The organism is Burkholderia sp. WSM2232 (genome assembly GCF_000472545.1).
In the GTDB taxonomy this organism is placed as follows: domain Bacteria; phylum Pseudomonadota; class Gammaproteobacteria; order Burkholderiales; family Burkholderiaceae; genus Paraburkholderia.
The window spans coordinates 13,751-25,769 of the sequence record NZ_AWZV01000041.1 but is presented as its reverse complement, the minus strand read 5'-3'; the positions used below and the strand labels follow the sequence as shown (position 1 = coordinate 25,769).

The 12,019-nt window shown below is 62.8% G+C and carries 14 protein-coding genes; 12 read left to right on the top strand and 2 right to left on the bottom strand.

The window, feature by feature from the left end:
• Positions 1–205: 205 nt before the first annotated feature.
• Genes F757_RS0127720 through F757_RS0127705 form a run of 4 tightly spaced genes read left to right on the top strand, consistent with a single transcriptional unit; the run spans position 206 to position 3,370 of the window.
• The gene (locus F757_RS0127720; RefSeq protein WP_027214226.1) at positions 206–1,243 is read left to right on the top strand and encodes an RluA family pseudouridine synthase; all 1,038 of its coding nucleotides are present in this window, start codon (positions 206–208) and stop codon (positions 1,241–1,243) included.
• Positions 1,236–1,895: an HAD-IA family hydrolase gene (locus tag F757_RS0127715; protein ID WP_027214225.1), complete on the top strand. Its 660-nt coding sequence runs from the start codon at positions 1,236–1,238 to the stop codon at positions 1,893–1,895. The genes F757_RS0127720 and F757_RS0127715 overlap by 8 nt, the downstream gene beginning before the upstream one ends.
• Positions 1,892–2,314, top strand: coding sequence for a Rieske (2Fe-2S) protein (locus tag F757_RS0127710; RefSeq protein ID WP_027214224.1), 423 nt, complete (start codon positions 1,892–1,894; stop codon positions 2,312–2,314). The genes F757_RS0127715 and F757_RS0127710 overlap by 4 nt, the downstream gene beginning before the upstream one ends.
• 51 nt (positions 2,315–2,365) lie before the next feature.
• Complete coding sequence (locus F757_RS0127705) at positions 2,366–3,370, top strand: S49 family peptidase (protein WP_027214223.1); 1,005 nt, start codon at positions 2,366–2,368, stop codon at positions 3,368–3,370.
• Between the two features lie 10 nt (positions 3,371–3,380).
• Here F757_RS0127705 and F757_RS0127700 read toward each other — a convergent pair whose 3' ends face one another.
• Both F757_RS0127700 and F757_RS0127695 read right to left on the bottom strand, forming a co-directional pair.
• Positions 3,381–4,100: an SAM-dependent methyltransferase gene (locus F757_RS0127700; protein ID WP_027214222.1), complete on the bottom strand. Its 720-nt coding sequence runs from the start codon at positions 4,098–4,100 to the stop codon at positions 3,381–3,383.
• Positions 4,097–4,714, bottom strand: a complete 618-nt coding sequence (locus tag F757_RS0127695) for a Maf-like protein (protein WP_027214221.1) — start codon at positions 4,712–4,714, stop codon at positions 4,097–4,099. The genes F757_RS0127700 and F757_RS0127695 overlap by 4 nt, the downstream gene beginning before the upstream one ends.
• Positions 4,715–5,046: 332 nt before the next feature.
• On the opposite strand from F757_RS0127695, the gene F757_RS0127690 reads away from it, so the two are divergent.
• From F757_RS0127690 to fabF, 8 genes are all read left to right on the top strand, one after another.
• On the top strand, positions 5,047–5,700 hold the full coding sequence (locus F757_RS0127690) for a YceD family protein (RefSeq protein WP_027214220.1): 654 nt from the start codon (positions 5,047–5,049) through the stop codon (positions 5,698–5,700).
• Positions 5,701–5,801: 101 nt separating this feature from the next.
• Positions 5,802–5,981: a 50S ribosomal protein L32 gene (gene rpmF / locus F757_RS0127685; RefSeq protein WP_006051932.1), complete on the top strand. Its 180-nt coding sequence runs from the start codon at positions 5,802–5,804 to the stop codon at positions 5,979–5,981.
• A 183-nt stretch (positions 5,982–6,164) separates the two neighbouring features.
• Entirely contained in the window at positions 6,165–7,271 is a 1,107-nt protein-coding gene (gene plsX, locus F757_RS0127680; RefSeq protein ID WP_027214219.1) for a phosphate acyltransferase PlsX, read from the top strand.
• Entirely contained in the window at positions 7,271–8,260 is a 990-nt protein-coding gene (locus F757_RS0127675; RefSeq protein ID WP_027214218.1) for a beta-ketoacyl-ACP synthase III, read from the top strand. Before plsX ends, F757_RS0127675 begins: the two co-directional genes overlap by 1 nt.
• 97 nt (positions 8,261–8,357) lie before the next feature.
• On the top strand, positions 8,358–9,296 hold the full coding sequence (gene fabD, locus F757_RS0127670) for an ACP S-malonyltransferase (protein WP_027214217.1): 939 nt from the start codon (positions 8,358–8,360) through the stop codon (positions 9,294–9,296).
• A 70-nt stretch (positions 9,297–9,366) separates the two neighbouring features.
• Positions 9,367–10,116 carry a 3-oxoacyl-ACP reductase FabG gene (fabG, locus tag F757_RS0127665; RefSeq protein WP_027214216.1) on the top strand — a complete coding sequence of 250 codons (750 nt, stop codon included), beginning with the start codon at positions 9,367–9,369 and terminating at the stop codon, positions 10,114–10,116.
• Positions 10,117–10,267: 151 nt separating this feature from the next.
• Positions 10,268–10,507 (top strand): acyl carrier protein, encoded by a 240-nt coding sequence (gene acpP / locus F757_RS0127660; protein WP_004197638.1) that lies wholly within the window; start codon positions 10,268–10,270, stop codon positions 10,505–10,507.
• A 243-nt stretch (positions 10,508–10,750) separates the two neighbouring features.
• Entirely contained in the window at positions 10,751–11,989 is a 1,239-nt protein-coding gene (gene fabF, locus F757_RS0127655) for a beta-ketoacyl-ACP synthase II (protein WP_027214215.1), read from the top strand.
• Positions 11,990–12,019: the final 30 nt, after the last annotated feature.

Here is a 12,019-nt window from a genome sequence, read left to right as displayed (position 1 = left end):
AGCCGACCTTGACCGAACGCGCCTGTGGGCGCCGTCCCTGCCGGGCACTGGCTTCGTGCGTGCAACTTGTTGCATCTCATTCTCGGGGTGAGCAACCAGACCCCGGCGCAAGTAAAATAACGATTTACGCTTGCACCTGCGCAGTCCGCCCGAATTCCGGACACTGCGCCGGCCGCCGCAGACTGCTGGGCAAATTATATTCAGAATGAAAGAGTTAGGCAAAATATCCCAGAAATCGGTAACAAGTGCGGTCGCAAGCGATCAGGTGTCAGTGATCGAGATCGACGACAGTGCGGCCGGACAGCGCATCGACAACTTTTTGTTGCGGGTCTGTAAAGGCGTCCCCAAAAGCCATATCTACCGCATCCTGCGCAGCGGTGAAGTCCGCGTGAACAAGGGCCGGATCGACGCGCAATACCGGCTCGAGCTCGGCGACCTGGTGCGCGTGCCGCCCATCCGCGTCGCAAAGCATGACAAACCAGCCGCTCAGGCGCCGGTGCCCAGCGCGCAGTTCAGGATTATTTTCGAAGACGAACATCTGCTCGTCATCGACAAACCGGCTGGCGTCGCGGTGCACGGCGGCAGCGGCGTGGCTTTCGGCGTGATCGAGCAGATGCGCGAGGCGCGGCCGCAGGCTAAATTTCTTGAACTGGTGCATCGGCTGGATCGCGAAACGTCCGGCATTCTGATGCTGGCCAAGAAGCGCTCCGCGCTCGTGAATCTGCACGACCAGATACGCGAGAACAAAATGGACAAGCGCTACTACGCATGCGTCCACGGTGAATGGGCGAGCGACTGGGGACGCCGGCGCGCCGTCAAGGAGCCGCTGCACAAATACCTGACCGCCGACGGCGAGCGGCGCGTACGCGTGCAGGCCGACGGCCTCGCGTCCCACACCGTGTTCAACCTGATCGACCGCTGGCCGGACTACGCGCTGCTGGAAGCGGAGCTGAAGACCGGCCGCACGCATCAGATTCGCGTGCATTTGCAGCATCTGGAACTGCCGATCGTCGGCGATGCCAAATACGGCGACTTCGCGCTGAACAAGGCGCTGGCGCGTGCAAACGCCAAGCCCGGCCTCAAGCGCATGTTTCTGCACGCCTACCGCCTGAAGCTCACGCATCCGGCATCGGGCGCGCCGCTGCAACTGGAAGCGCCGTTGCCGGCGGAGTGCCGCAACTTCATCGCGCAACTGAACGAATTACGAAATGGGTCACACCCGGAGACGGCACCGCATGGCTAGAGACCAATTTGATCTGATCGTCTTCGACTGGGACGGAACGCTAATGGATTCCACTGCGCACATCACGCGCAGCATCCAGGCCGCGTGCCGCGATCTCGGTCTGCCGGTGCCTGCGGACGAAGCGGCCAGCTACGTGATCGGCCTCGGCTTGCGCGACGCGCTGCAAATCGCGGCGCCCACGCTCGATCCGGCCGACTACCCGCGGCTCGCGGAGCGCTACCGGTTCCACTATCTGGTAAAGGACCAGACCACGGAGCTGTTTGCAGGCGTGCGCGAGATGCTGCAGGAATTGCGCGATCTTGGCTATCTGCTCGCCGTGGCCACGGGCAAGAGCCGCGTCGGGCTCAACCGCGCGCTCGATCAGGTGCGGCTCACCAGCCTCTTCGATGGCACGCGCTGCGCCGACGAAACGTTTTCGAAGCCGCATCCGGCCATGTTGCACGAATTGACGCGCGAACTCGGGCAGGATCCGGTGCGCACGGTCATGGTGGGCGACACGACGCACGATCTGCAGATGGCGATCAACGCGGGCGTCGCGGGTATCGGCGTGACATACGGCGCTCATCCCGCCGACTCGCTCAGCGCACTATCGCCAAAATATGTGGCTTCGAGCGTCGGAGCCCTGTCAGGCTGGTTGAGGGACAACGCATGAGCTCCACGCAAGAGGCTGGCGGGCGCGCAGCGGAGTCTGCAGCGCAGGCCGTGCGCGTGTGCGCGTCGGACGAACTGCTCGACGGCGGGCGAGGCATTCGGCGCGCCGCGAAAATCGGCGCGCAAGAGGTCGTGGTGTTTTTCGTTCGCTACGACGGGCGCGCGTACGGTTACCTGAACCGCTGCGCTCACGTGCCGATGGAACTGGACTGGGCCGAGGGTCAGTTCTTCGAATCGTCCGGTTTATACTTGATGTGCGCCACCCACGGCGCGATTTACGCGCCGGATACGGGCAAATGCGTAGGCGGTCCTTGCCGCGGGGCGCGGTTGCGCGCTCTGCAGGTCGACGAGCGGGAAACACCCGAAGGCCGGGCCGTTTTCTGGCTCCCTGACGGCGAATTGCAGCCCGCCACGCCCTAATGCTGGTCCGCCCCGCCTGGCTCCCTTTTTCGATCTCTCCCAAAAGCGCGCATGTCCGACAATTTGACGCCTGAAACCAAAGAACCGCCGCTCGGCGAGCGTAGCCGTGCTTCCGCCGACGAGCCGGGCTGGGAGCGCGCGGCGCTCGAGCGCATCGCGCTTGCTGCGATTAACGAACAGCGCGCCGCGCGGCGTTGGAAGATCTTCTTCCGGCTGCTGTTTCTCGCCGTGCTGGGTTTCGTGATCTGGGCTGTGTTCGATTTTTCCGGCGACAAGCTGGCGGCGTCCGGCCGCCATACTGCGTTGATCGCGCTTGACGGCGAGATATCCGCTGATACGCGCGCGAACGCCGAAGATGTGGCCGCGGCACTGGAGAGCGCGTTTGACGACGCCGGCACGGCCGGGGTGATTCTGCGATGCAACAGCCCCGGTGGAAGCCCCGTGCAGGCCGGCATCATCTACGACGAAATGCGGCGTTTGCGTGCCAAACATCCGTCAATTCCGCTCTACGTGGTGGTCGGCGACATGTGCGCGTCCGGTGGTTACTACGCGGCGGCGGCCGGCGACAAGATCTATGTGGACAAGGCGAGCATCGTAGGCTCGATCGGCGTGCTGATGGATAGCTTCGGTTTCACCGGCCTCATGGACAAGCTCGGCATTCAGCGCCGGCTGCATACTTCGGGCGAGAACAAGGGATTTTACGACCCGTTTTCTCCTGAAACGCCGAAGATGGACCAGCACGCGCAGGATATGCTCGACCAGATCCACGCGCAGTTCATCGAGGCGGTCCGCCAGGGGCGCGGCAAGCGCCTGCACGAGACGCCGGACATGTTCTCGGGGCTTTTCTGGACCGGCGAAAAAAGTGTCGAACTGGGCCTCGCAGACGGTTTTGGCGATGCCAACTATGTCGCGCGAGAACTCATCAAGGCGCCGGAGATCGTCGACTACACGGTCAAAGAGAGCATTACAGACCGCGTCGCGCGCAAGTTCGGCGCCGCTGTGGGTAGCGGCGCCGTGCATGCGATGGCGCTGGGCGGAAAGCTGAACTTGCGGTGATGCCTCGGCGTTACGCCGCGAGGATCAGAAAAATCGCCGGCCGTTTGTGGAGGTCGACCGCCGGTTTCTTCTTCCAGTCCGCTACCGTGTGACTGCGGATCGTCTCAGTGTCCAGCGTCAGATCCGCGGCAACACAAACGAGTGTCGAAGGGGCGCAGCTGCCCAGCAAGGTGTCCAGCAGCGCCCGGTTGCGGTACGGCGTCTCGATAAAAATCTGCGTCTGCTTGCCCTTGCGCGATTGCGTTTCGAGATCGCGTAGACGCTTGGCTCTCTCGGCCGCATCGACCGGCAGGTAGCCGTGGAACGCAAAACTTTGTCCATTCAGCCCCGAAGCCATGAGCGCGAGCAAGATGGAGCTCGGTCCGACGAACGGCACGACCTTGACGCCGCGCTCATGTGCCCGGCGCACCAGCAGCGCGCCAGGATCGGCGACTGCTGGACAGCCGGCCTCCGAGACCAGCCCCGCGTCAGTACCGGCGAGGACCGGCGCCAGCAGCTTGTCGATCTCGCCCGCGGGCGTGTTGACGTTCAATTCGCGGATCTCGATTTCCTGAATCGGCCGTTCGGTGCCGACTTTCTTCAGGAATGCGCGCGTGGTTTTGGCGTTTTCGCCAATGTAATACTGAAGCGTTGCGGCGCGGGCGCGTACCGGCGCGGGGAGCACGGCGTCGAGCGCATCGGCGTCGCCCTCGCCGAGAGTATTGGGGATCAGATACAGCGTGCCGCTCATTTTGCCCCCAATAGCGGGTAACCCGCCGTCAACAGCATGCCGGATAGCGCGATCAGCGGCAGGCCGACGAGAGCGGTCGGATCGTCAGAATGGATTGCCTCGAGCAGCGCAATGCCGAGTCCCTCGGATTTCGCGCTGCCGGCGACGTCGTACGGTGTTTCGGCGAGCAGATATGCTTGCAGCATTGCGTCCGGAAGGTCGCGAAAGCGCACGCGCGTGATGACGTCGGCGCTCTGGGCCACGCCCGAGCGGCTGTCGAGCAGGCATAGCGCACTATGGAACAGCACCTCGCGTCCCCGCATCGCCTGCAATTGCGCAAGTGCCTTGTCGTGAGTGCCGGGTTTGCCGATCTGCAAGCCGTCATAAGTGGCCACCTGGTCGGAGCCGATCACGAGTGCGGCGTCATTCGCCGCAAGCGCGACCGCCACCGCACGCGCCTTTGCCTCCGCGAGCCGCAATGCAGTGGCTTGCGGCGTTTCGCCGGCATGCGGGGTTTCGTCGATCGCGGGCACGGCCACGTCGAAAGGAATGCGCAGGCGTTCGAGCAATTCGCGGCGATACGGCGAACTCGACGCCAGAATGAGGCGCGGCGGGCTTTTCAGGGAATCTGACATAGTCGATCAACGGCTGGAGGGGCGGTGTACGCGGCTCGCGCGCAGGTCGCGCCGGTACGGGCTTAAGTGTTTGACTCGAAAAGACAAAACGGATATGATTTTGGGCTTTTCATCGGTATGCTTGCGTCAGGCGGGCTTCGGTGTGATCCGCAGCGGTAGTGGCTCGCAGCGTCTTATAGTGTCTGTTGCAACAGCGGTAGCAGTGGCAGCATGGACGGCAGCAACAAAAAATACAAGCGGCCACAGGCGCATCACCGAAGGTACGCGGGCTTTCTCGCAAACTGGTTTATCCCGTGATCTAACGGCGAATTCTTGCCGACGCAGGAGCGCACATGACTCAACATCCTGGCAAACCTGCAGGTCTGTCCGACCCGCACGAACTCGATCTGTTCGAATTTGCGCGGAGCGGCCGGCAGGCCGCGGGTGTCGTGCGCGTCTCGCAACTGCCGCGCATGTTAAACGAAGTCCCGGCAGAAGCGCCAGACCGCGACACTGCGTTCACCTGGCAGGCCGAAGGGGCGACGCAGCCGGAATTGCAGGACGACGGCACCGAGGGTCCCCAGCCTTATTTGAGGATGGCGATTCACGGCGCTGCATGGCTCGAATGTCAGCGGTGCATGACACCGTACTCGCAGGCGTTCAATGTCGACGCGATCTACCGGATCGTCAACACGGAGGCGGAAGCCGAAGAGTTTCCGCTCGACGAGGATGAAGTCGAAGTGATCGTGGGCTCGCGCCAGTTCGATCTCATCGACCTGATCGAGGAAGAGTTGCTGCTTTCGTTGCCACTCGTGCCCAAGCATGAGGTGTGTCCCGAAGTGCACGAGAGTCTCGTCTCTGGTGTGGCCGGTACCGAAGGCGAGTTCGACGAAGCTGCGCTGGACGAAGCCGACGGGGCCGGTGAAGGCGTCGAGCCCGAGCGGCCGAATCCGTTTGCGGCGCTCGAAACTCTCAAGCGCGGCAAGCCGGGCGACAAGAAGCACTGAACAGTTGCATGGGAGCGCGAGGCGGGCGCATTGGCCATTCGGCCAGTGGCGGACACCGCGTCGGGCTGTGTTAGAATTCGGAAAATTTTTAGGAGTTAGTCATGGCAGTTCAACAAAATAAGAAGTCGCCGTCGAAGCGCGGCATGCACCGTTCGCACGATTTCCTGACGGCAGCGCCGCTGGCCGTGGAACCGAGCACGGGCGAAGTGCATCTGCGTCACCACGTCAGCCCGAACGGCTACTATCGCGGCAAGAAAGTCGTCAAGACGAAGAACGACTAATCGTTTCACTGCGTTGCGCCAACCGGCGTTTCGCGTGGCGATCAGCTCGCTTGACACTCGCTTGGCATTTTCCCGGCTCGACAAAAAGGCGGCATTGAATTGCCGCTTTTTTGTGTCGATCGCAGTTGCAGCTTCAGCGCTTGCCGCAGTCCCCTGCAGAGCGCCTGAAATTCGCCGCACTCCATGACAGTAAAGCTCACGATAGATTGCATGGGAGGCGACCACGGCCCGTCCGTGACCGTTCCCGCTGCCGTCAACTTCGTTCGCTCGCATCCCGACGCGCACTTGCTGCTCGTCGGCATTGAAAGTGCGATTCGTGCGCAGCTGAAGAAGTTGAAGGCTCAGGACCTGTCGGCGTTGACAGTCGTACCCGCTTCCGAGATCGTCGCCATGGACGATCCGGTCGAAGTCGCGCTGCGCAAGAAAAAAGATTCATCCATGCGCGTGGCGCTCAATCGCGTCAAGGAAGGCGAGGCACAAGCCTGCATCTCCGCTGGCAATACCGGCGCGCTGATGGCTGTGTCACGCTACGTGCTCAAAACGCTGGCGGGGATCGAGCGCCCGGCGATTGCCTCCGCCTTGCCCAATCCCAACGGCTACACGATGATGCTCGACCTGGGCGCCAACGTCGACTGCGAACCGCAGCATCTGCTGCAATTCGCGGAGATGGGGCACGCGCTCGTGTCCGCGCTCGAGGGTAAAGAGCGGCCCACCATCGGCCTGCTCAACATCGGCGAAGAAGTCATCAAGGGCAACGACACGATCAAACGTGCCGGAGAACTGCTGCGTGCGAGTACGCTCAACTTTCACGGCAACGTGGAAGGCAACGACATCTTCAAGGGCACGGTCGACGTGATCGTGTGCGACGGTTTCGTCGGCAATGTAGCGTTGAAGACCTCCGAAGGCCTCGCGCAGATGCTCTCGAACATCATCAAGGAAGAGTTCGGCCGTTCGTGGCTCACGAAGGTGATGGCGGTGCTAGCGCTGCCGGTATTGATGCGCTTCAAGAAGCGCGTCGATCATCGGCAATACAATGGTGCCGCGCTGCTGGGTCTGCGCGGACTGGTGATCAAAAGCCACGGTTCCGCGGACGCCTATGCGTTTGAGTGGGCTATCAAACGCGGGTATGATGCCGTCAAAAACGGCGTGCTGGAGCGCCTTGCGCAAGCGATGGAAGAGAACGCGGGTTCTCTTGAACAGGCGGCGCGCGACGCAAGCGGTGCGGGTCACGCAAGCCCCATCGCAGGCCAGCCGGCCGAGCCCTACGCTGCGCACTCCTCGAAGGCATAATGGCTCAATCGACAATTTACTCCCGCGTCCTCGGCACCGGCAGCTATCTGCCGTCCGCGCGCGTCACCAATCAGGACCTCGCTGAGCGTCTCGCGAAGCAGGGCGTCGAGACGAGCGACGAATGGATCGTGGCCCGTACGGGCATCCACGCGCGTCACTTCGCCGACCCGGACGTCACGACGAGCGACCTCGCGCAGATTGCCTCCCAGCGCGCCATCGAGGCGGCGGACATCGACCCGCAAGCCATCGACCTGATCATTGTCGCCACTTCCACGCCGGACTTCGTGTTTCCGAGCACGGCGTGCCTGCTGCAGAACAAGCTGGGCATCAAGAATCACGGCGCCGCATTCGACGTGCAGGCCGTGTGCTCCGGCTTTGCCTATGCCGTTTCCCTCGCAGACAGCCTGATTCGCAGCGGCCAGCATCGCACGGCGCTCGTGGTCGGCGCGGAGACGTTCTCGCGCATTCTCGATTTCAACGACCGCACCACCTGCGTGCTGTTCGGCGACGGCGCGGGTGCGGTGATCCTGCAGGCGTCGGCGGAACCGGGCGTGCTCTCGAGCGCACTGCACGCGGACGGCAGTCATTCGGGCATTCTCTGCACGCCGGGTAACGTGAACGGCGGCGTCGTGGCGGGCAGCGCGTTCCTGCACATGGACGGGCAAGCGGTGTTCAAGCTGGCCGTCAACGTGCTTGAGAAGGTCGCGGTGGAGGCGCTCGAGAAAGCGAACCTGTCGGCCGATCAGATCGACTGGCTGATTCCGCACCAGGCCAATATCCGCATCATGCAAAGCACCTGCCGCAAGCTCGGCTTGCCGCAGGAGCGCATGGTCGTCACGGTGGGCGAGCACGGCAACACGTCGGCTGCGTCCATTCCACTCGCACTCGACGTCGCGGTGCGCGACGGCCGCATCAAGCGCGGCCAGAACGTGCTGATCGAAGGCGTCGGCGGCGGCTTCACGTGGGGCGCGTCGGTCATCCGTTATTGATCGCCGGCTGACTTCTGGCGGCGCCGTTCGAGGCGCCCCGCGCCGCGTGCTCGAGAGCCGCGCGCCTACATCTGACTAAATCGACTTTGGGGACGATATGAAATTTGCGTTCGTTTTTCCTGGACAGGGTTCGCAATCCGTCGGCATGCTCAACGCTTTCGCCGATCAGGCGATTGTGCGCGAGACGGTTCAGGAAGCGTCCGACGCGCTCAATCAGGACCTCGGCAAGCTGATCGCCGAAGGTCCCGCCGAAGATCTGAATCTCACCACCAACACCCAGCCGGTCATGCTGACGGCCGCCTACGCGATCTACCGTGCGTGGCAGCAGGCAGGCGGCCCGACGCCGGCCATCGTCGCGGGCCATAGCCTCGGCGAATACACGGCGCTGGTCGCGGCCGGCGCAATCGCGTTTCGCGACGCCGTGCCGCTCGTGCGCTTTCGCGCGCAGGCCATGCAAACGGCGGTGCCGGTCGGCGAAGGCGGCATGGCGGCAATTCTCGGTCTGGACGACGACACAGTGCGCGCGGTGTGCGCAGAGGCGTCGGCGGCGGGCGTTGTTGTCGAAGCGGTCAATTTCAATGCGCCGTCGCAAGTCGTGATCGCGGGCCACAAGGCCGCTGTCGAGAAGGCCTGCGAAGTCGCGAAGGCGAAGGGCGCCAAACGCGCGCTGCCGCTGCCGGTGTCGGCGCCGTTCCACTCGTCGCTGCTCAAGCCGGCGTCGGATCAATTGCGCGAATACCTGGCGAGCGTCAACGTTCAGGTGCCGTCCATCCCCGTCATTAACAATGTCGACGTGGCCATCGTTAACGAGCCCGCGCAAATCAAAGACGCGCTGGTGCGCCAGGCGGCAGGCGCGGTGCGTTGGGTCGAGAGCGTCGAGGCCATGGCGGCGCAGGGCGTCACGCATGTGGTCGAATGCGGGCCGGGCAAGGTCCTTGCGGGCCTCACCAAGCGCATCGACGGCAATCTGACCGGCGCGTCCGTCTTCGATCCGGCCTCGCTCGAAGAAACCCTCAAGCTCGTCACGGCGAGCTGACTGCGACAGCGCAGACGCGGTACCAGCATCGGCAATCAATCAGCCCTCCGAAGGGCATTCGGATCGACAGATGGAAAAGAATCTCGACAAGCAGATCGCAATCGTAACGGGCGCCTCGCGCGGCATTGGCCGCGCCATTGCCATGGAACTCGCGCGCCAGGGCGCCACCGTGATCGGCACGGCGACGAGCGAAAGCGGCGCAGCGGCCATTAGCGAAGCGTTCAATGCGGCAGGCGTGAGCGGCCGCGGCGCGGTGCTCGACGTGAACGATGCGGCGGCTGCGGAAGCGCTGATCGACGGCACGGTGAAAGAATTCGGCGCGCTGCATGTGCTCGTGAACAACGCCGGCATCACGCAGGATCAACTGGCCATGCGCATGAAGGACGACGACTGGGACGCGGTGATCGACACCAACCTGAAGTCGGTGTTCCGTCTGTCGCGTGCGGTGCTGCGCCCGATGATGAAGGCGAAGGGCGGGCGCATCATCAACATCACCTCGGTGGTCGGTTCCGCGGGCAATCCGGGGCAGGTCAACTACGCGGCGGCGAAGGCGGGCGTGGCCGGTATGACGCGTGCGCTTGCACGCGAAATCGGCAGCCGCGGCATTACGGTGAATTGCGTGGCGCCTGGCTTCATCGACACCGACATGACGCGCACTCTTCCGGAAGAGCAGCAAACCACGCTCAAAACGCAGATTCCGCTGGGCCGTCTCGGCAGTCCGGAAGACATCGCACACGCTGTCGCTTTCCTCGCGTCGCCGCAAGCCGGTTACATCACCGGCACGACCATGCATGTGAACGGCGGAATGTACATGTCGTAACCAAATTCGGTTACTATCCGCGCCTTGATGCGTTTCTCGAATGCGTCGGGCGCATGCCTTGACAGCAACCTGATGCGCCGCTTTTTTGCTGGGTCAAACCTGATAAAATGCGCGCACTGTATTTTTGAACTTCTTTTCCCTTGGAGGGGTAATGGACAATATCGAACAGCGCGTCAAGAAGATCGTCGCAGAACAACTGGGCGTGGCCGAAGCTGAAATCAAGAACGAAGCTTCGTTCGTGAACGACCTCGGCGCCGACTCGCTGGACACGGTTGAACTCGTGATGGCCCTCGAAGACGAATTCGGCATGGAAATTCCGGATGAAGAAGCCGAGAAGATCACCACCGTTCAGCAAGCGATCGACTACGCTCGCGCAAACGTCAAGGCCTAAGGTCATTCGCACCTGCATTTGTGCGTTTGCGTCGTACGACGCCCTGCCGCGTCGGTTGTCGACGCCATCGGGGCTGGCGTTTCTTGCCGCGCCGCTTGCTGCAAGAGTTGTCATGCAGGAGCCAGCGATGTTGACAGCGCAAGTTTCCGCGCGATTGCCGACTTAACAGCCACAGGGCGCACAGGGCAGGTTCCTGTGGCCGCTGTGGCTTTTGCTTTTGTCATCTATGAAAAAGGGGTTACCGTGAGCCGCCGTCGTGTTGTTGTTACAGGCCTGGGGCTGATTTCGCCTGTTGGCAATAATGTTGCCGACGGCTGGGCCAATCTGGTCGCCGGCAAGTCGGGTATTGCCAATATCACGAAGTTCGACGCGTCGAACTTCTCGACTCGTTTTGCCGGCGAGGTGAAGGGCTTCAATATCGAGGACTACATCCCCGGTAAGGAAGCACGCCACATGGATACGTTCATCCATTACGGCGTTGCTGCAGGCATCCAGGCGATGCAGGACAGCGGCCTTACAGTCACCGACGAGAATTCGGAGCGTATCGGCGTCGTGGTCGGTTCGGGTATCGGCGGTCTGCCGATGATCGAAGTCACGCAAACCGAGTTGCTCAACCGCGGCCCGCGCCGCATTTCGCCGTTCTTCGTGCCCGCGTCGATCATCAACATGATCTCGGGTCACCTGTCGATCAAGTTCGGGATCAAGGGTCCGAATCTCGCCATCGTCACCGCATGTACCACGGGCCTGCACTGTATCGGTGAGGCGTCGCGCCTGATCGAATACGGCGACGCGGACGTCATGATCGCAGGCGGTGCGGAGTCGACGGTGTCGCCGCTCGGCATCGGCGGTTTCGCGGCGGCGCGCGCGCTGTCGCAACGCAACGATGACCCGGCTACGGCAAGCCGCCCGTGGGACAAGGACCGCGACGGTTTCGTGCTGGGCGAGGGCGCGGGCGTCATGGTGCTCGAAGAGTACGAGCACGCCAAGGCGCGTGGCGCGAAGATCTACGCTGAAGTGGGCGGCTACGGGATGAGCGGCGACGCTTATCACATGACTGCACCGCTCGAAGACGGCGACGGTGCGCGCCGCTGCATGCTCGCGGCCTTGAAGAACGCGGGCGTCAATGCCGATCAGGTGAATTATCTGAATGCGCACGGCACGTCCACGCCGCTCGGCGATCTGGCCGAAACGACCGGCATCAAGCGCGCGTTCGGCGACCACGCCAGAAACATCGTCGTGAATTCGACGAAGTCGATGACCGGTCACCTGCTCGGCGGCGCCGGCGGTCTGGAGTCGGTGTTCACGGTGCTTGCGGTGCATCACCAGGTGTCGCCGCCGACGATCAATATCTTCAACCAGGACCCCGAGTGCGACCTGGACTACTGCGCCAACACTGCGCGGGAGATGAAGATCGACGTCGCGCTGAAGAACTCGTTCGGGTTCGGCGGCACGAACGGCACGCTGGTTTTCAAGCGCGCCTGAGGCTCGCAACCGGGTGACGCGCCAGCCGTC

Excerpts from the sequence above, each read along its gene's own strand:
- F757_RS0127720 (WP_027214226.1), top strand. The coding sequence starts at position 206 with ATGAAAGAGTTAGGCAAAATATCCCAGAAATCGGTAACAAGTGCGGTC.
- F757_RS0127715 (WP_027214225.1), top strand. The coding sequence starts at position 1,236 with ATGGCTAGAGACCAATTTGATCTGATCGTCTTCGACTGGGACGGAACG.
- F757_RS0127710 (WP_027214224.1), top strand. The coding sequence starts at position 1,892 with ATGAGCTCCACGCAAGAGGCTGGCGGGCGCGCAGCGGAGTCTGCAGCG.
- F757_RS0127705 (WP_027214223.1), top strand. The coding sequence starts at position 2,366 with ATGTCCGACAATTTGACGCCTGAAACCAAAGAACCGCCGCTCGGCGAG.
- F757_RS0127700 (WP_027214222.1), bottom strand. The coding sequence starts at position 4,100 with ATGAGCGGCACGCTGTATCTGATCCCCAATACTCTCGGCGAGGGCGAC.
- F757_RS0127695 (WP_027214221.1), bottom strand. The coding sequence starts at position 4,714 with ATGTCAGATTCCCTGAAAAGCCCGCCGCGCCTCATTCTGGCGTCGAGT.
- F757_RS0127690 (WP_027214220.1), top strand. The coding sequence starts at position 5,047 with ATGACTCAACATCCTGGCAAACCTGCAGGTCTGTCCGACCCGCACGAA.
- rpmF (WP_006051932.1), top strand. The coding sequence starts at position 5,802 with ATGGCAGTTCAACAAAATAAGAAGTCGCCGTCGAAGCGCGGCATGCAC.
- plsX (WP_027214219.1), top strand. The coding sequence starts at position 6,165 with ATGACAGTAAAGCTCACGATAGATTGCATGGGAGGCGACCACGGCCCG.
- F757_RS0127675 (WP_027214218.1), top strand. The coding sequence starts at position 7,271 with ATGGCTCAATCGACAATTTACTCCCGCGTCCTCGGCACCGGCAGCTAT.
- fabD (WP_027214217.1), top strand. The coding sequence starts at position 8,358 with ATGAAATTTGCGTTCGTTTTTCCTGGACAGGGTTCGCAATCCGTCGGC.
- fabG (WP_027214216.1), top strand. The coding sequence starts at position 9,367 with ATGGAAAAGAATCTCGACAAGCAGATCGCAATCGTAACGGGCGCCTCG.
- acpP (WP_004197638.1), top strand. The coding sequence starts at position 10,268 with ATGGACAATATCGAACAGCGCGTCAAGAAGATCGTCGCAGAACAACTG.